A 17,347-nucleotide genomic window follows, 5' to 3' on the forward strand; every position below is an offset into this window, starting at 1 on the left:
CTTGTCCACAGATCATCGAGGACCGGCTCCTCTCTGCGCCAGACCGGTCGAGGATCGTGCCGAGACAGGTGCGAAGCACCGACACGAGCAGTCCGGCAGGGGGACACATGGCAGGAGCGCACGAGGTCCAGGGAGCACGGGTCGTCGATCTGAGCGCACACCGACAGGCCCGCGACCGGCGCCAGACGCTCGAGCCGGCCACCACCCGGGAGGACTCACCCGGCTGGCTGCTGCGCTCGCCCGCCTACCGAGTCGTGGACAACCTCGTGCCCTGGGCGGGGCTTGCCGACGGCGGCAGCTTCGCCGCGCTGCTGGGTGACCCGATCGACGCCTACCTGATCCGCACGACGTTCCCCGCCGCGGCCCTGGCACGTAGCTTCTGCGGCGGGCCGACCCTCGAACAGGTCACGCTCGCCGTCATGCAGGATCCGCGACGGGTCAAGGCGCGCGTGTGGGTCGGCGGCTACGGGACACCGGGCGAGGGCGTCAGCGTCGCCGCGGTCTACGTGCGGTTCGAGGGCGATCCCGGAGACGCCGACGCCCGAGCCGGTCGGCATCCCGCGCTCTGGGCGTGGCTGGCCGACCGGCTCGGGCAGGACGGCGCCGGACCCTCCTGGCCGGAGCCCGACGAGATCGCACCGGACCGGACGGACGTGCGCGAGACCGGCAGCTGGTGGCGGCTGCGCTGGGGCCCGTCCCGTACGCCGCACGTCCGGGGGTCACGCGTCCCGCCGCCGCACGCCGTGCCGCGGGCGTCCGGCGCTAGCGGTCCGCGCGCCGGGAGCTGATCACGCCGGTGTCGAATCCCGCCAGGTGGAGCCCACCGTGGAATCTCGCGTGCTCGATCTTGAGGCACCGGTCCATCACCACGTCCAGGCCGGCGGCGTCGGCCCTGCGCGCCACGTCCTCGTGCCAGGAGCCGAGCTGCAGCCAGAGCGTCCTGGCACCGACCGCCAGCGTCTCGTCCAGCACGCTCGGCAGGTCGTCGTGCCGCCGGAAGACGTCGACCAGGTCGGGCACGACCGGCAGGTCCGCCAGGCTCGGGTACACGGGGTGGCCCAGGATCTCGGTCGCCCGCGGGTTCACGAAATACACGTCGTACGGGGAGGAGGAGAGCAGGTAGGTCGCCACGAAGTAGCTCGCTCGCGCCGGGTTCGCCGACGCTCCGACCATGGCCACCGAGGTGGTCGAGCGCAGGATCCGCAGTCGCTCCTGGGCGCTCGGGCCCTGCCAGGTCTCGCTCATCGGTTCGCTCCCGTCGCCTTGGTCAGAGCCTGGTCGAGGTCCCAGAGGATGTCCTCGACGTCCTCCAGGCCCACAGAGATGCGGACGAGGTCCTCCGGGACACCGGCCGCCTCGAGCTGCTCGTCCGACAGCTGCTGGTGCGTGGTCGACGCCGGGTGGATCACCAGGGTCCGCGAGTCCCCGACGTTCGCCAGGTGCGACGCGAGCTGCAGCGACTCGATGAACAGCCGTCCGGCGTCGCGGCCGTCGAGGGGCGCGTCGTCGTCCGCCGCGAGCTGGAGGCCGAACGCGAACACCGAGCCCGGCCCGAGCGGCAGGTACTTGCGCGCCCGTTCGTGGTGCGGGTGCGACGGCAGGCCGGCCCAGAGCACGTACGAGACGCGCGGGTCCGCGTCGAGCCACTCGGCCACGGCACGGGCGTTCGCGAGGTGTGCATCCAGGCGGTGCGGAAGAGTCTCGATGCCCTGCAGCAGCTGGAACGCCGACTGCGCCGAGAGCGCGGGACCGATGTCGCGCAGCTGCTCGGACCGCAGCTTGGTGAGGAACCCGTACTCGCCGAAGTTCGCCCACCACTGCACGTTCCCGTAGGACGGGACGGGCTCGGTCATCTGCGGGAACTTGCCGTTGCCCCAGTCGAACCTGCCGGACTCCACGACCACACCACCGAGCGTGGTGCCATGACCGCCGAGGAACTTCGTGACGGAGTGGATCACGAGGTCGGCGCCGTGCTCGATCGGGCGCACGAGGTACGGCGTCGCGAGCGTCGCGTCCACGACCAGCGGGATGCCCGCGGCGTGGGCCACCTCCGCGAGCCCTTCGAGATCGGCGATCTCGCCCGACGGGTTCGCCACCACCTCGGTGTACAGCACCTTGGTCTCGGGCGTGATCGCTGCCGCGTAGTCCGCGGGGTCGGTGCCGGGTACGAAGGTCGTCTCGACGCCGAAGCGGCGCAGCGTCACGTCGAGCTGCGTCACGGTCCCGCCGTAGAGCTGGGCCGACGCGACCACGTGGTCCCCGGACCCGACGAGCGCGGCGAACGTGATGAACTCGGCCGACATCCCGGACGCCGTCGCGACGGCGCCGATGCCGCCCTCCAGCGACGCGATCCGCTCCTCGAGCGCGGCGACCGTCGGGTTGCCGATGCGCGAGTAGATGTTGCCGTACTTCTGCAGCGCGAAAAGGTTCGCGGCGTCGTCGGTGTCCTGGAACACGAACGACGTGGTCTGGTAGATCGGCACCGCCCGTGCCCCGGTCGCCGCGTCGGGGATGCCCCCGGCGTGGAGGGCCCGCGTGCGAAACCCGAAGGTGTGCTCGGTCATCGTCCTGCCTTCCGTTCTGGCTTGCCGCGCCCGACCGTTTCATGATGCGAGACCATGATATGGATGGGTTCGACCACGCACTCACCCGCTGCCCTGAGCGATTTCCGATGACGCGTCTCAGAGCGCCCGAGTACGTTGAACCGGTGACCCAGCCCTATCTCCGGTTCCCCCATGTCCATGGCGACCAGGTGGCGTTCATAGCCGACGACGACGTCTGGCTCGCCCCGGTCTCCGGCGGCCGCGCGTGGCGCCTGACCAGCGATCACGCGCCGGCGACCACTCCTCGCTTCTCCCCCGACGGCATGCGCCTGGCCTACGTGTCGCACAAGGACGGGCACCCCGAGGCCTACGTGGTGGAGCTGGCCGACGGAGCCGCTCGGCGCCTCACCTGGCTCGGGGGAACGACCACCATGGTGCTCGGCTGGGACGATGCCGGCCGGGTGCTCGTCGCCTCCAACTGCGGCACGCACGAGCGTTCGCTGACCGTGGTGCGCGCGGTAGGCCTCGACGGCACCGTCGAGACCCCGCGCTACGGGCCGTCCTGGGGCGTGGCCGAGCACCAGGGTGCGGACCACAGGCGCACGACTGCCCTCGTCTCCGCGGGCTACCGGACGCCGGCGTACTGGAAGCGATACCGCGGCGGCACGGCCTCGGTCCTGTGGATCGACCGTGGCACCGGTACCTGGGAACGACCGCTGCCCGACGAAGAGGCCGGGATCTACGACCCGCACTGGATCGGCGACGCGCTGGTGTTCACGTCGGACCGCGGCGCCACGTTCCCGGACCACGCCGACGAGCAGGCGAACCTGTGGGTGCTCGACGGACTCGCGACCGGCACGGAGGCTCCTGAGCCGCGACAGCTCACCACCCAGTCCGAGGCGGAGGGCTACGTCCGCGACGCCACCTCCGACGGTTCACGCATCGTGTGGCACAGCCGCGGCGACCTGTGGCTGCTCGACCGGCTGGACGGCACTCCGCGCCGGCTCGACATCACGCTCACGGGCGCACTGCCGCAGCCGTACCGGGCGGATCCGGAGTCGACCCCCGCCGGCGTCGACGGCCTGGCGGTCGACAGGACCGGCGACGCGAGCGTCGTCGGCTGGCTCGGCACCGCGTACTGGGTGACCCATCGCGCGGGCCCGGCCCGAGCGCTCGTCGCCGACCCGTCGGTCCGTGTCCGGGAGCCCGTGCTGCTGGGCGACACGGGGCGCGCGGTGGTCGTGACGGATGCGCCCCGCAGCACCGCGGACGGTGAGAGCCGGGAGGACGCGCTCGAGGTCCATGCCCTGCCCGGTGTCTCCGGCGGCACGCCCGACGCCGAGCCGCAGCGCCTCGCGGCCGGCGAACTCGGCCGGGTCCTGCACCTCGCCGCCAGCCCCGCGGGGGACAGGGTGGCGGCCATCTCGCACGACGGCCGCATCAGCCTGGTCACCATGCCGCCCGCGGTCGCCGGTGGCACCGACGGCACGGAGGCCGGCCGTCCCGACGCCGTGGCGCCGGGCACCATCACCTCGCTCGGCAGGTCCGGCAACGGCGAGGCGGAGTCCCCCACGTTCTCCCCCGACGGGCGGTACCTCGCCTGGTCGAGCCCCACGGGCAGCGAGGGCGACCACCACCAGATCCTCGTGGCGGACCTGCACGCCGAGAGCCCCATGGCGACGCCACTGACGTCGGGCCGGTTCCACGACTTCTCGCCGGCGTTCAGCGACGACGGCAAGTACGTCGTGTTCCTCTCGGACCGCACCTTCGACCCGTCGTACGACTCCCACGAGTTCGCCCTCTCGTTCAGCGCCGCCACCCGGCCGTGGCTCATCCCGCTGGCGGCCACCGAACCCGCGCCGTTCGGCCCCAGCGCCGACGGCTGGCGTCTGACCAAGCCCGACGACAAGTCCGACGACAGGCCCGGCGACAGGCCCGGCGACAAGGACGGCGGCAGGGTCACCGGCGAGACGCACGCCACCGCGGGCAAGGCCCGTGCCGGCGAAGCGGCCGGCACGGAGCGCGACCCGCACCAGCACGACGACGCCTCCCCCGACATCGACTTCGACGGCGCCGAGGAGCGCGTGGTGCCGTTCCCGGTCGTGTCGGGCCGCTACCGCACCCTGCTCGCCGCCAAGGGCGGGGTGCTCTGGATCCACGAGACCGACGACGCCGGTGTGCTCGGCTCGCGCCACGCCGGCTCGGAGGCCGACCCGGCGCCCAACGTGCTGCAGTTCTGGTCGTTCGAGGCGCGCAAGGCCACGGACGTCGCGGAGAAGGTCGGCGACTACGCGGTGTCGGGCGACGGCGAGCGGGTCGTGATCCGCTCCGGAAACGGGCTCAGCACGCAGTCGGCGACGAGCAAGCCGGGTGACGACGACCCCAACGCGTTCGACATCGACCTCTCGCGCGTCCGCTACGAGGTGGACCCGCGCGCACAGTGGCGCCAGATGTTCGACGAGAACGCCCGCATCATGCGCGACCACTACTGGCGGGCGGACATGAACGGCGTCGACTGGGACGGCGTGGTGGCGCGGTGGCGCCCGCTGGTCGACCGGGTCGCCACGCACGACGACCTCGAGGACGTGCTCTGGGAGACCGTCGCCGAGCTCAACACGTCGCACGCCTATGTGCGCAGGCCGCACGAGCCGGGCGACACGTCCCGCAAGCTCGGCCTGCTCGGTGCGGACCTCTCCCGGGCCGCCGGCGGCTGGCGGATCGACCGGGTCCTGCCGAGCGAGTCGTCCGACCCGGGAGCACGGTCGCCGCTGCGCGCCGCCGGCGTCGACGCGCAGCCCGGCGACCTGATCGTCGCCGTGGACGGGCGACCCGTGGACCCGGTGGCCGGCCCGGCGGCGAACCTGGTCGGCGCGGCCGAGATCCCGGTCGAGCTCACCCTGCGGCGACCTGCGGCCGGGTCGGACGGCACCGCGACAGGGGGCGAGGCAGCGGGAGACCGCCGAGTCGTCGTCGTGCCGCTCGCGAACGAGTCCGACCTCCGCTACCAGGACTGGGTGCGGTCGCGTCGTGAGTACGTCGCCGAGAAGTCGGGCGGTCGCCTCGGGTACGTGCACGTCCCGGACATGATGAGCACCGGCTGGGCGCAGCTGCACCGCGACCTGCGGCTCGCCACCGACTGCGAGGGCATCATCGTGGACGTGCGGTTCAACGGTGGTGGGCACACGTCGCAGCTCGTGATCGCGCGCCTCGCCGCGCGCGTCGCCGGCTGGGGCCTGAACCGGCACTACGACCGCCCCAGCTCCTACCCGGACCGTGCCCCGCGCGGACCGGTCGTGCTGGTGACCAACGAGTACGCCGGGTCCGACGGCGACATCGTGAACGCGGCGGCACAGGCCCTGGACGTCGGACCGGTGGTCGGCGTCCGGACCTGGGGCGGGGTCGTCGGCATCGACGGCCGCTTCGACCTGGTGGACGGCACCGGGATCACCCAGCCGCGGTACGCCTTCTGGCTCGAGGGCAAGGGGTTCGAGGTCGAGAACCACGGCGTCGATCCCGACATCGAGGTGCGCCACACGCCGGCGGACTACTTCTCCGACGTCGACCCGCAGCTCGAGGCCGGCATGGCCGAGGCGTTCCGCCGGCTCGCGGAACGGCCCGCCGCGGCGGCGCCCGCGATGCCCGAGCCTCAGGTGCGCCGCCGGTAGTCCCCCGACGCGTCGGGCCGGTCAGGCGCGCGTGGCCTGCACGAACGCCATCGGCCCGAAGCGGTGCTCCGTGTGCTCCACCTCACGGGCGTCGGTGAACCCAACGTCCGTGAGGAGGCGCACCAGGTTGCTCGGGCCGTGCCCACGTGGCTTCCCGTGCCCGTGCGACCTTCCGTGCCCCCGGAGCCTGCCGCGGCCGTGCTCATGGCCGTGACCGGCCCCGCGCCCGTGCCCGCCGGCATCCGCGCCCTCATCCGCGCCGTCCGAGCTCCCGAGGTCCACGATCGTCACCGTCCCGCCCGGACGGAGCGCCCGGAAGGCCTCGCGGCCGAACAGGACACGCCCTTCGTCGGGCACATGGTGCAGCGCGAGCGCGGACACGATGTGGTCGAGCGACGCGTCGCCGGTCGGGAGCCGGTCGGCGAACCCCTGGACGAGCGTGAGCGGTAGCCGGCGGCGCGTCGCCTTGCGAGCGGCGACCCGCAGCGCGCCCGCGTCGGGGTCGAGGCCCGTGACCCGCGCCGCCGGCTGCGCGCGGAGCACGGCGAGCGACAGGTTCGCGGTGCCGCAGCCGACGTCGAGCACCGACTCGCCGGGCGCGACGTCCGCGAGCGCCGCCGCACGGTCGTGCAGGGCACGGGCCCCGACGCGGAGCGAGAACAGGTCGTAGAACGGGAGCAGCCAGGGCTTTCCCATGCCCGGCAGGAACTCGCGGTCCCGTTCCTCGGGAGTGCGATGGTCGAGGATCTGCACGGTCGTGTTCATCGGGGGCCTTCCGTCCAGTGGTGAGGCTGGTGGGTCCGTAGGTCCCGCGGCGCGGGACCTTCTGGACACCAGCATCGGACGTCCTGCGGGGTGGGGACAGGACGGAAGTCGGTGACGATCGCACGATCTTCGGTTCCGCTCGCCGGACCGGTTCGCCGACGAGGGCGGGCAGCCGCACCGGGACGGCGGTAGCGTCGAACGGGTCCACGACGAAGGGGGTACGCATGGCGCGGGATCGGGGTGGCTCGGGGCTGACCGTGGTGATCGCCTTCACCGCCAACTTCGCGGTGGCGACGGCCAAGACGGTCGCAGCGGTCCTGACCGGTTCGGCGTCGATGGTGGCCGAGGCCGCGCACTCGTGGGCGGACACGGGCAACGAGGTGTTCCTCCTGGTCGCCGAGCGCAAGTCGGGCCGGGCACCGGACACGGACCGCCCGCTCGGTTACGGCCGGGAGGCCTACGTCTGGTCGATGCTGGCCGCCCTCGGTCTTTTTGTCGCCGGTGGTGTGGTGTCGGTCTATCACGGCATCCGGGAGTTCGGGGCCGCCGGGGAGACCGGCTCGTACACGGTCGGGTACATCGTGCTCGCCGTCGCGTTCTGCCTCGAAGGGGTGTCGTTCGTGCAGGCGTACCGGCGCACCCGGGCGGAGGCGCGGGCGCTCGGCCGGGACCTCCTCGACCATGCGCTGGCCACCTCGGACCCGACCCTGCGCGCGGTGCTCGCCGAGGACGCCGCAGCGCTCGTCGGTCTGGTCATCGCGGCGGGCAGCATGGCGTTGCACCAGGTCACCGGTGACGGTCGGTACGACGCGGTCGGCTCGATCCTGGTGGGCGTGCTGCTGTGCGTCGTGGCGGTGGTGCTGTTCGACCGCAACCGGCGGTTCCTGACCGGTGAGGTGGCCGACGAGCGGATCCATCAGGCGGTCCGGGCGCGGGTGGAGGCCCTGCCCGGTGTCCAGCGGGTGGGCCACCTGCGCCTGGAGTTCGTCGGACCGCGGCAGATCCTGCTGGTCGCGAGCATCGACCTGCCCGGCGACGAGTCCGAGTCCCACGTGGCGGTCCGGCTGCGCGACCTGGAGCAGCAGCTCGAGCGTGTCCCGCAGATCGTCGACGCCGTCCTGACCCCGGCCGTGCCGAGCGATCGGTGAGGTGACGATGACCACCTCCTCGGGCGACGCCGCAGCCGCGCCGCGCTCTGCGGCCGCGCCGCGCTCCGGGGCCCGTCTGCGCACGGTGCGCCCGGACGGCACGCCGGTGTACTGGCACCCGGCACGCCCCGGTGCCCCGCCGGTGCAGGTCACCCGGATCGACGTCGAGGCCGATCACCCGCACCTGTCGCCGGACCACCGGCACGCGCACGACTTCCTCGTGCTCGTCTACATCGAGCGGGGCGGCGGGACGGTGGCGCTGGGCAACCACGACACACCGCTGCACGACGGCGACGTGCACGCCATCCCGCCCGGGCAGGCGATCGGCTCGGCGGCACTCACCGACCTGCACCACTGCCGCGCCTGGAGCGTCGCCTTCACGCCCGACGCCGTCCCCTCGCTCGCCTCGGTCTCGCCCCTCGCCTGGGCGCACCACCCGATCCTCGCGCTGTTCGCGCTCGCGACGCCGCCCGCCGGGGCGAGCGCCAACGTCCCGGTCGCCGAGCGCCCCCGCTGGGCCGGGTGGCTGACGGAGCTCGGGGAGGAGCTGGCGGAGCCCGGCCGGCTGGGAGCGCGTGACGCGGCGTCGGCCCTGCTGACGCGGATCCTGATCGGCGCGGCGCGGCTGGCGCCGTCGGCTCCCCCTCCGCCGGACGCGCTGGTGACGCGCGTCTTCGACGAGATCGAGGCCACGTTCCGCGAGCCGGTGTCGGCGTCCGACGTCGCCCGGGCGCTGGGCTACACGCCCGGCCACCTGACCACCGTGGTCCGCGAGCGCACGGGCCGCACCCTGCTGGAATGGATCACCGAACGGCGGATGACGGAGGTGCGGCGGATGCTCCGCGACACCGACCTGCCGCTCGGCGTGGTGGCCGCCAGGACCGGTCTGCGCGACGCGACCTACCTCGTCAGACGGTTCAAGGACCGGTACGGGACCACCCCCGACCGGTGGCGTCGGAACGAGCGTGTGTGAGTTCCCACCGACTATCAGTTAGTTTTGGGGCGCGCATCGGCAATGTCGATGTGTGTCAACCGTCGAACGGAGCTTTCACCATGTCTCGCAACCGCGCCCTCCTCACGGCCGCCGCAGCCTCCGCTGCCCTCCTGGCCCTGACCGGCTGCGGCAGCTCTGGTGAGCCCGGCGGCGCGGGCGAGGAGCTCGGCCTGGTGTCGGGCGACACGCTGACCGTCGCCACCGAGGGCACCTACCGGCCGTTCAGCTACCACGACGAGTCGGGCGAGCTGGTCGGCTACGACGTCGAGGTCGCCGAGGCCGTCGCCGAGAAGCTGGGCGTCGAGATCACGTTCGAGGAGACGCAGTGGGACGCGATCTTCGCCGGTCTGGACGCGGGGCGCTTCGACACGATCGCGAACCAGGTGACGATCACCCCGGAGCGCGAGGAGGACTACGTCTTCTCGACGCCGTACACCGTGTCGACGGGCGTGCTCGTCGTGGCCGCCGACAACAACGACATCACGAGCTTCGCCGACCTCGACGGCAAGACCACCGCCCAGTCGCTCTCGAGCAACTGGAACGAGCTCTCCAAGGAGAACGGCGCCACGGTCGAGGCCGTCGAGGGCTGGGCACAGTCCGTCGCCCTGCTGGAGCAGGGCCGCGTCGACGCGACCATCAACGACAGCCTGACCTACCTCGACTACGCCAACACCGAGGACGCCTCCGGCATCAAGGTCGCCGCGGAGACCGAGGAGGAGTCGCAGTCGGCGTTCGTCGTGACGCCGGAGCGCGAGGCTCTCGCCCAGGCGGTGGACGGCGCCCTCGACGAGCTGCGCGCCGACGGTACTCTCGCCGAGCTGGGCGAGAAGTACTTCGGCGAGGACGTCTCGGAGTGAGCCCGCGCGCAACGCTTCTCCGCTGATCGCGGGGAGAGGGATACATGGACTGGCAGCTCGTCGCCGACTCGTTCTGGCCGCTCCTGCGGGGTGGCCTCGTCGGCACCATCCCGCTCGCCCTCGCGTCCTTCGCGATCGGGCTGGTGCTCGCACTCGTCGTGGCGCTCCTGCGGCTGTCGCCGAACCGGATGCTGTCGTGGATCGGCCGCGCGTACGTCTCGCTGATCCGCGGCACACCGCTGCTGGTGCAGCTCTTCATCATCTTCTACGGCCTGCCGCAGCTCGGCGTCCGGTTCGACCCGTGGCCCGCCGCGATCATCGCGTTCTCCATGAACGTCGGCGGCTACGCGGCCGAGGTGATCCGAGCGGCGATCCTGTCCGTGCCCAAGGGGCAGTGGGAGGCGGGCTGGACGGTGGGCATGTCGCCGGTCCGGACGCTCCGCCGGATCGTCCTGCCGCAGGCGGCGCGCGTGTCGGTGCCGCCGCTGTCGAACACGTTCATCTCGCTGGTCAAGGACACGTCGCTGGCCACGGTCATCCTGGTGACCGAGATGTTCCGCAAGGCCCAGGAGATCGCCGCGTTCTCCAACGAGTTCATGGTGGTCTACACCGAGGCGGCCCTGATCTACTGGATGTTCTGCACGGTGCTCGCCACCGGCCAGAACGCTATCGAGAAGAGGCTGGACCGGTATGTCGCGCACTGAGCCGTCCGATCGACCCGGGCCTTCCGACCGCCCCGTGCCCGACACCCTGCTGACCGCGCGCGGCATCGAGAAGTCGTTCGGCGAGAACCACGTGCTGCGCGGCGTGGACCTGGAGGTCCGGCGCGGCGAGGTGGTCGCGCTGATCGGCGCGTCCGGGAGCGGCAAGACCACAGTGCTCCGCTCGCTCAATGGGCTCGAGACGCCGGACGCCGGGATGGTCGAGTTCAACGGCGGCCCCGCCGTCGACTTCGGCGCCCAGGCCGCCGCCGCGACCGGCGGCTGGGGAGTCCGGCGGGAGGGCGCACGCCAGGCGAAGGCGGACCGCGCGGCCCTGCGCGACCGGTCGGCGATGGTGTTCCAGCACCACAACCTGTTCCCGCACCGCACCGTGCTGGACAACGTGATCGAGGGCCCCACGCAGGTCAAGCGGATCCCCCGCGCGACGGCGGTCGGCCGTGCCGAAGAGCTCCTGGCCCGCGTCGGGCTCGCCGACAAGCGCGACGCCTACCCGCACGAGCTGTCCGGCGGTCAGCAGCAGCGCGTCGGGATCGTGCGTGCGCTGGCCCTCGAGCCGGACCTCCTGCTGTTCGACGAGCCGACGTCGGCCCTCGACCCCGAGCTCGTGGGCGAGGTGCTGAGCGTGATGAAGGAGCTCGCGGACGAGGGCTGGACCATGGTGGTGGTGACGCACGAGCTGCAGTTCGCGCGCCAGGTCGCGGACGAGGTGCTGTTCCTCGACGGCGGCGTGGTGGTCGAGCGTGGTGCGCCCGCGCAGATCTTCTCCGACCCGGCCGAGGAGCGGACACGCCGTTTCCTCGACCGGATCCTGCACCCCCTGGACTGACCCGCCACGCAGCGTCTACGCGGCAGCGACCGCCACCCGGCGACGCACCACACACCCGAGCGCGAAGACGGCCAGTGCTGCGGCCGCCGCGGCAGCGCCTGCGAGGTCGAGCCAGGCCGCACCGTACGGCAGCACGGACGCCCCGACGACCGGCGCGAGAATCCTGCTCCCTTTCGAGGTCTAAGTTTCTCCGCTCTGAACCGTTTCAGAGCGGAGAAACTTAGACCTCGAAAGGGGTAGAGAGAGCGGAGGGACTACTCGCCCGGGTACTTGAGGCCGATCTGCTCGCGGATCGTGTCCAGCGTCCCCATGATCGCCACGGTCTCGGCGCGCGACAGCAGCGGGCTGTCCAGCTCGCCGGCCGCAACCATGCGCTCCGCCTCGGCAGCCTGGAAGTGCATGCCGCGGCCCGTGACCTCGGCGGTGAAGGTCTCCGTCTCGGTGCCCTCGACGTCGTACACGTGGACCGTCGCCGGGTTGTACCAGACGGCGTCGATCTCGATGCGGCCGTCGGTGCCCAGGATCGACGCGCGGTTCGGACCCTTCGTGTCCGAGGCCGAGACCGTCGTGGCGACCCGGGCACCGTCGTACCCGAAGATCGTGGCGATCGTCGCGTCCGCGCCGGTCTCCTTGAACGTCGCGTGCGACTGGATCGTGAGCGGCTCGCCGAACACGTCCCAGGCGAACGAGACCGGGTAGATGCCCAGGTCGAGCAGCGAACCGCCGCCCAGGGCCAGGTCATTGATGCGGTGCGTCGGGTCGTCGGAGAGGTCCTGGGTGTGGTCCACCATCAGGGTCCGCACCTCGCCGAGCACGCCCGACGCGATGATCTCGCGAACGCGCGCCATGTGCGGCAGGAAGCGGGACCACATGGCCTCCAGCGCCACGAGGCCCTTCTGCTCGGCGAGCTCCGCGATCTCGCGCGCCTCGGCGGCGTTGACCGTGAACGGCTTCTCGACCAGCACGTGCTTGCCGGCCTCGAGCACGAGCTTCGCGGCCTCGGCGTGCATCGGGTGCGGCGTCGCGACGTAGATGATGTCGACCTCGGGGTCGTTCACCAGGTTCTCGTAGGAGCCGTGCGCCGTCGGGATGCCGAAGCGGTCCGCGAAGGTGCGCGCCTTCTCCAGGGATCGGGACCCCACCGCCTGCACGGTGAAGCCGTTGTCGTTCAGGTCTGATGTAAAGGCAGCGGCGATCCCGCCGGCCGCGAGAATGCCCCAACGCAGGTGTGTCATGCGCTCGAGCGTAGTGCCCCCTCCGCCGAGGTAGACATCTGGCGAAGTAGTCGTGCAGCGAGGTAGTCACCCAGCGCGAGCTGGGTGACTACCTCGCTGAGTGACTACCTCGCGGGTGGGGTCAGTTGACCTGGATGGTCATCTGGCCGCGCTTCGTGTCCTGCGACAGCACCTTGATGGTGGTGCCGGTACCGCCGACCTTCACCGAGTTGGTCGGGTTGTCGTCGGTCCAGTACGCCTCCGGGTCGGTGTCGTCGAACTTCCATACCGGCCGCTGCTTGCCCTGGACCAGGGTGGTCAGCTCGGTCTCCGACACCTCGCGGTGCAGCGAGAGCTTGTCGGTCCTCTGCAGGCCGAACGTCGCGTCGAAGGACTGGATGCGGTTGCGGGCGATCGTGCCGTCCGACCAGTTCATCACCTGCGGGCGCGCGTCGACCGGCAGGGCCTGACCGGCGCCCGGGTGCTCCGACGTGTTGTTGTCGCCGTACCGGGAGTTCACGTACCAGATGAGCAGGCCGTCCTGGTACGGGAAGTGCTCCACGCGCTCGGTGTTGCTGAAGGACCAGCCGAAGTTGTACGGGCCCGTCCGCAGCGTCGTGTCGTAGCCGCCGTACACGCGGTTCTCGGCGACGTAGTAGTGGGAGTACTCGACCTCGTAGGTACCGTCGGCCCCGACGGTCTGGAAGCCGTCGACGGCCCAGTCCGACGCGTCCTCGAAGTCCTCGACCAGTGCGGTGCCCACCGCGACGTCGTCGACCATGAAGCCCTTCCCCGTGGTGCCGCCGTCGGTCGAGTAGCGGAACCGGACCGACGCCGTCTGGCCCTCGTAGGCCGCCAGGTCGGCGGTGAGGTCCACCCACGCGCCGGCCGAGCTGCCGGTGATGCCGCCGCCCGGATTGGTGCCGTTCGGGTCCTCGTCCGTGGAGAGGTTGGTCGGCACGGTCGTCCAGGAACTGCCGCCATCCGTGGAGACCTCCACGAACGCGTAGTCGTAGTCCGCCTCGATGGCGTACTGGACCTTGGCGGACAGCGAGCTGCCCGTCGGCACGGTGAACGACGGCGACGCGATCGTGTTGTTCAGGTCGTCCGCCTTGCCGGAGTAGACGAACGGGCCGTCGAACGGCTCGACCTCCAGGTCCTCGGTGGCGACGCCGTCCGGCAGGTTCACGATCGCTGCCTGCTCACGCGTGGTGGCGTGGAACGACGGGCCGAGCTTGACGCGCTCGCGCTCACCGGGTTCCACGGTCTCGTAGTCGAGCCAGCCCAGGAACAGCTTCTCGGTGGCGCCCATGTGGTTCGGCGTGGTGCCGGTGGTGCCGTCACCGTGGCCCAACCACGAGCCGGAGCTCATGAGGGTCCAGAAGCCGGAGCCGTTCTCGCCACCGGCGGTGTCGTAATAGTCCGGCAGGCCGAGGTCGTGGCCGAACTCGTGCGCGAACACGCCGAGGCCGCCGTTCTCCGGCTCCGTGGTGTAGTCGCGGATCCAGAGGTCGGAGTCACCGATCTTGATGCCGCCGAGCTTGGCGAAGTCGGCCGGGCCGTCCGAGCCGAGGCCGCCCTGGTTCACGGACCAGCGGTGGGACCAGATGGCCGACTCGGGTGCGCCGGCTTCCTCACCCTCACCGGCGTGGATCGCCTGGAAGTGGTCGATGTAGCCGTCCGGCTCGGACGTGATGCCGTCGCCGTCCATGTCATAGCGGTCCCAGACGTCGAACGACTTGAGGTACGCGTCGATCTCCTCGGGGGTCTTGCCCGCAGCGACCTGCTGCTCGTACCAGGCGTCAGCCGCGTCCTGGACGAACCGGGTCATGTCCTCGCCGGACTCTGTGGTGCCGTAGGAGGCCGTGCTGTACGGCACGGTGACCCAGTCGGACACGTCACCCTGCAGGTCGAACCGGCCCGACGACATCTCGTCGTAGACGTCGGCGAACGACTCGCCCCCCTGGTCCTCCAGGCCGGTGAAGAACATCTCCATGAAGTGGTCGCGGGAGAAGTCCGGCTCCCAGTAGGTGGAGTTGTCGTCCGCCGCAGGCTCCGGGATCTCGTTGTGCGAGGGCCCTGCCGGGGCGTCCGGGTAGCGCTCGTCGACCTGGTCGCCGAAGTCCACCAGGATGCTGAAGAGCTGGGCCGTCTCCTCGACGCCGTACTGCACGTACTCACGCGGCGAGATCTCGACGACCTTCGAGGCGCGGGCGCCCTTGCCGCGCGTCTCGACCTTCGCCTCGCCCGTGGCGACCAGGTCCACGGCGCGCTGCCGCTTCTCGATCTGCTTCTCCGCGAGGGGGTCAGGACGGTTGTCCTCCTTCGCGGGCGCCGCCTGCTGCGGCACCTCCTCGGCAGGGGGTGCTGCCGACGCGGTGGTGATCGGTACGACGGCCGCGGAGAGCAGCAGAGCAGCTCCCGCTCCGACGGCACAGATACGTGGGTTCATTTTTCCTCCGTGAAGAGTTGCGGCGTCCGGGACGAGGAGGTGATTCGGGTCGCCGGACCTGCGGGTCACCTTTGACCACACAGGAGGAAACCAGGGAAATATTACGACAATGTTGCCTACGACACACATTTGCCTCACGACGTATGTCTCGTATGCCGTCATAGAATCGATTCGAGACCGCGTAGTTTTGTCGTACCCGCCGGGCCCGTTCGTCGTCCGGGTGAACCCCGCCCGCCGACCAGCCGGAGAGCAGCATGAGCCTCAGCACGCCCGTCACCGCAGCGAGCTTCGCCGCGCCTCCCGTGAACCAGCGTCGGGCGATCATCGCCCTCATCGCCCTCTCGGTCAGCGCGTTCACCTTTGTCACCGCGGAGAACCTGCCGGGCGGCCTGCTCACCCTCATCGCCCCCGACCTGGGTCGCACCACGTCCGAGATCGGGCTGCTGGTGTCGGCGTACGCCGCCGTCGTCGTGCTGACGTCGCTGCCGCTCTCGCGCCTCACCCGCCGGTTCCCGCGCCGCTACGTGCTGGCGGCGACCACCGCCGTGTGCACCGTCGGGACGCTGTGGTCGGCGGTCGCACCCGGCTACGCGGACCTGATGGCCGCGCGCATGGTCACGGCCCTGGGGCAGGCTCTGTTCTGGTCGGTCGTCACGCCGGCCGCGGCGAGCCTGTTCGCCCCGGCGATCCGCGGCAAGATGATCGCGCGGCTCGCCATCGGCAACTCGCTCGCGCCGCTGCTCGGCGTGCCGCTCGGCACCTGGGTGGGCCAGCAGACGAGCTGGCGCACGGCGTTCCTGTTCTTCTCGGTGGTGAGCCTGCTCGCGTGCCTCGCGATGGTCATCGCCATGCCGAACGTCGACGCCGAGCAGAGCGGCACGGCCCGCGGCACGCACCCGAGCATGCGCCGCTTCGTGGTGCTCATGGTGGTCACGGTGCTGCTCGTGACCGGCGGGTTCATGATGATCACGTTCGTCACCCAGTTCCTGCTGGAGACGGCGGGATTCCCCGACCGCTACCTCAGCGCGCTGCTGCTCGGCCAGGGCGCCGCTGGCCTGGCGGGCACGCTGCTGATCGGCCAGGTGCTGGACAAACGGCCCTGGCAGACGGTGCTCGTAGCGCTCAGCCTGCTCACCGGTGCGCTCGTGCTGCTGTGGAGCCTCGGGCACGTCCCGGCGCTCGCCCTGGTCGGGCTGGCGCTGTTCGGCCTCGCGTTCAGCGCGATCCCGCCGGCGCTGTCCTTCCTGTCCATGCAGGTCGCCCCGGGCGCCACCGAGTCGGCGACCGCGATCTCGAGCTCCGTGTTCAACATCGGGATCGGCGGTGGGTCGGCGCTCGGGGCGTTGGTCGTCGCCACCGTCGGCGTCAGCACGGTGCCCCTGGTCGGCGCGGCGTTCGTGCTGGCAGCGCTGGTGGTGGTCGCGACGGACCTGCGGCTGACGGCCCGAAGCGCTATTCCGCCACGCCCTTGAGGCTGCCCGTGACCGGCTCCTCGGAGCTGACGATGCACTGCAGGGTGCGGTCGTCGAGCTGCTCCCAGGTGTCCTTGGTCGGATAGAAGCCGGTGTAGCTGTACACCGACTCGTCATACGAGAGGCCGACGAACTTCTCGAACTCGGCGTAGCACCACTCCTCGAACTTCGTCGCGACGGCCTGCGCACCCGGGAACTCGTCGCCCTCGAGGACCAGCTCGGCGTAGACCTCGCCCGTGTGCGGCTCGGCGCAGGGCACGACCGGCACGGACTCGACCTCGAACTCGTCACCCGCCGCAGAGTCGCCGTAGCCGTCGAGCGCTGCCAGGTCGATGCAGTCGCCCTCGAGGATCTCGAAGGCGTCCGCCTCGGCCGAGGCGGTGATCTCGCCGCCGGGCTCGTCGCGCGGGGCTTCCCCGCTCGACATGAGGTCGTCGAGAGCCCCGCAGCCGGTGAGCATCGTGAGAGACACGGCCGCTGCGGCGGTGGCCGCCAGCAGGCGGGCCGGGCGTCGGGCCGAGCGCCGGCCGGGCATACCGGTGACGGCGGTGCGGGCGGAACGGAATGTGGGGTTCATCGACTCTTCCTCAGAGGCGGCACGACGGCGGGCGCCGCGGTCACGACCGGACCGGCCGCCCCGGAAAACTACCCTCGCCGACACCCACGCTGACCCCGGGGGCGCAACGATT

At 71.4% G+C, this 17,347-nt stretch carries 14 protein-coding genes; 8 read left to right on the plus strand and 6 right to left on the minus strand.

Going from position 1 to position 17,347, the window contains the following annotated elements; all coding sequences use genetic code 11:
* Positions 1–107: 107 nt before the first annotated feature.
* Positions 108–788 carry a hypothetical protein gene (locus tag LUM46_RS13395; RefSeq protein WP_274994534.1) on the plus strand — a complete coding sequence of 227 codons (681 nt, stop codon included), beginning with the start codon at positions 108–110 and terminating at the stop codon, positions 786–788.
* Here LUM46_RS13395 and LUM46_RS13400 read toward each other — a convergent pair.
* On the minus strand, positions 763–1,245 hold the full coding sequence (locus LUM46_RS13400; RefSeq protein ID WP_274994535.1) for a CoA-binding protein: 483 nt from the start codon (positions 1,243–1,245) through the stop codon (positions 763–765). The two genes, LUM46_RS13395 and LUM46_RS13400, sit on opposite strands and share 26 nt — an antisense overlap.
* Positions 1,242–2,564, minus strand: a complete 1,323-nt coding sequence (locus tag LUM46_RS13405) for an O-acetylhomoserine aminocarboxypropyltransferase/cysteine synthase family protein (protein ID WP_274994536.1) — start codon at positions 2,562–2,564, stop codon at positions 1,242–1,244. Before LUM46_RS13405 ends, LUM46_RS13400 begins: the two co-directional genes overlap by 4 nt.
* A 143-nt stretch (positions 2,565–2,707) precedes the next feature.
* Here LUM46_RS13405 and LUM46_RS13410 point away from each other — a divergent pair, with 143 nt between their 5' ends.
* Positions 2,708–6,208 carry a S41 family peptidase gene (locus LUM46_RS13410; protein WP_274994537.1) on the plus strand — a complete coding sequence of 1,167 codons (3,501 nt, stop codon included), beginning with the start codon at positions 2,708–2,710 and terminating at the stop codon, positions 6,206–6,208.
* Positions 6,209–6,229: 21 nt separating this feature from the next.
* Here LUM46_RS13410 and LUM46_RS13415 read toward each other — a convergent pair whose 3' ends face one another.
* The gene (locus tag LUM46_RS13415; protein WP_274994538.1) at positions 6,230–6,973 is read right to left on the minus strand and encodes a class I SAM-dependent methyltransferase; all 744 of its coding nucleotides are present in this window, start codon (positions 6,971–6,973) and stop codon (positions 6,230–6,232) included.
* A 224-nt stretch (positions 6,974–7,197) separates the two neighbouring features.
* On the opposite strand from LUM46_RS13415, the gene LUM46_RS13420 reads away from it, so the two are divergent.
* The 5 genes from LUM46_RS13420 to LUM46_RS13440 all read left to right on the plus strand — a co-directional run bounded on the left by LUM46_RS13420 (position 7,198) and on the right by LUM46_RS13440 (position 11,520).
* Positions 7,198–8,121, plus strand: a complete 924-nt coding sequence (locus LUM46_RS13420) for a cation diffusion facilitator family transporter (protein WP_274994539.1) — start codon at positions 7,198–7,200, stop codon at positions 8,119–8,121.
* A gap of 7 nt (positions 8,122–8,128) precedes the next feature.
* Entirely contained in the window at positions 8,129–9,094 is a 966-nt protein-coding gene (locus tag LUM46_RS13425; RefSeq protein ID WP_274994540.1) for a helix-turn-helix transcriptional regulator, read from the plus strand.
* A gap of 80 nt (positions 9,095–9,174) precedes the next feature.
* Positions 9,175–9,972: an amino acid ABC transporter substrate-binding protein gene (locus LUM46_RS13430; RefSeq protein ID WP_274994541.1), complete on the plus strand. Its 798-nt coding sequence runs from the start codon at positions 9,175–9,177 to the stop codon at positions 9,970–9,972.
* A gap of 44 nt (positions 9,973–10,016) precedes the next feature.
* Positions 10,017–10,676 (plus strand): amino acid ABC transporter permease, encoded by a 660-nt coding sequence (locus LUM46_RS13435; RefSeq protein ID WP_274994542.1) that lies wholly within the window; start codon positions 10,017–10,019, stop codon positions 10,674–10,676.
* A complete protein-coding gene (locus LUM46_RS13440; protein WP_274994543.1) occupies positions 10,663–11,520 on the plus strand; it encodes an amino acid ABC transporter ATP-binding protein in 858 nt (285 codons plus the stop codon). Before LUM46_RS13435 ends, LUM46_RS13440 begins: the two co-directional genes overlap by 14 nt.
* 254 nt (positions 11,521–11,774) lie before the next feature.
* Here LUM46_RS13440 and LUM46_RS13445 read toward each other — a convergent pair whose 3' ends face one another.
* Positions 11,775–12,755 (minus strand): Gfo/Idh/MocA family protein, encoded by a 981-nt coding sequence (locus tag LUM46_RS13445; protein ID WP_274994544.1) that lies wholly within the window; start codon positions 12,753–12,755, stop codon positions 11,775–11,777.
* 121 nt (positions 12,756–12,876) lie between these two features.
* Positions 12,877–15,186: an immune inhibitor A domain-containing protein gene (locus LUM46_RS13450; protein ID WP_274994545.1), complete on the minus strand. Its 2,310-nt coding sequence runs from the start codon at positions 15,184–15,186 to the stop codon at positions 12,877–12,879.
* A 254-nt stretch (positions 15,187–15,440) separates the two neighbouring features.
* Here LUM46_RS13450 and LUM46_RS13455 point away from each other — a divergent pair, with 254 nt between their 5' ends.
* Entirely contained in the window at positions 15,441–16,658 is a 1,218-nt protein-coding gene (locus LUM46_RS13455) for an MFS transporter (protein WP_274994546.1), read from the plus strand.
* Here LUM46_RS13455 and LUM46_RS13460 read toward each other — a convergent pair.
* Positions 16,639–17,235 carry a septum formation family protein gene (locus LUM46_RS13460; RefSeq protein ID WP_274994547.1) on the minus strand — a complete coding sequence of 199 codons (597 nt, stop codon included), beginning with the start codon at positions 17,233–17,235 and terminating at the stop codon, positions 16,639–16,641. The two genes, LUM46_RS13455 and LUM46_RS13460, sit on opposite strands and share 20 nt — an antisense overlap.
* Positions 17,236–17,347 lie beyond the last annotated feature (112 nt).

The sequence above is a fragment of the Promicromonospora iranensis genome (assembly GCF_028994805.1).
Lineage (GTDB): Bacteria > Actinomycetota > Actinomycetes > Actinomycetales > Cellulomonadaceae > Promicromonospora > Promicromonospora iranensis.

Bases quoted from the DNA above. Each gene is read 5' to 3' on its own strand.
- LUM46_RS13395 (WP_274994534.1), top strand. From the start codon at position 108: ATGGCAGGAGCGCACGAGGTCCAGGGAGCACGGGTCGTCGATCTGAGC.
- LUM46_RS13400 (WP_274994535.1), bottom strand. From the start codon at position 1,245: ATGAGCGAGACCTGGCAGGGCCCGAGCGCCCAGGAGCGACTGCGGATC.
- LUM46_RS13405 (WP_274994536.1), bottom strand. From the start codon at position 2,564: ATGACCGAGCACACCTTCGGGTTTCGCACGCGGGCCCTCCACGCCGGG.
- LUM46_RS13415 (WP_274994538.1), bottom strand. From the start codon at position 6,973: ATGAACACGACCGTGCAGATCCTCGACCATCGCACTCCCGAGGAACGG.
- LUM46_RS13420 (WP_274994539.1), top strand. From the start codon at position 7,198: ATGGCGCGGGATCGGGGTGGCTCGGGGCTGACCGTGGTGATCGCCTTC.
- LUM46_RS13425 (WP_274994540.1), top strand. From the start codon at position 8,129: ATGACCACCTCCTCGGGCGACGCCGCAGCCGCGCCGCGCTCTGCGGCC.
- LUM46_RS13430 (WP_274994541.1), top strand. From the start codon at position 9,175: ATGTCTCGCAACCGCGCCCTCCTCACGGCCGCCGCAGCCTCCGCTGCC.
- LUM46_RS13435 (WP_274994542.1), top strand. From the start codon at position 10,017: ATGGACTGGCAGCTCGTCGCCGACTCGTTCTGGCCGCTCCTGCGGGGT.
- LUM46_RS13440 (WP_274994543.1), top strand. From the start codon at position 10,663: ATGTCGCGCACTGAGCCGTCCGATCGACCCGGGCCTTCCGACCGCCCC.
- LUM46_RS13445 (WP_274994544.1), bottom strand. From the start codon at position 12,755: ATGACACACCTGCGTTGGGGCATTCTCGCGGCCGGCGGGATCGCCGCT.
- LUM46_RS13450 (WP_274994545.1), bottom strand. From the start codon at position 15,186: ATGAACCCACGTATCTGTGCCGTCGGAGCGGGAGCTGCTCTGCTGCTC.
- LUM46_RS13455 (WP_274994546.1), top strand. From the start codon at position 15,441: ATGAGCCTCAGCACGCCCGTCACCGCAGCGAGCTTCGCCGCGCCTCCC.
- LUM46_RS13460 (WP_274994547.1), bottom strand. From the start codon at position 17,235: ATGAACCCCACATTCCGTTCCGCCCGCACCGCCGTCACCGGTATGCCC.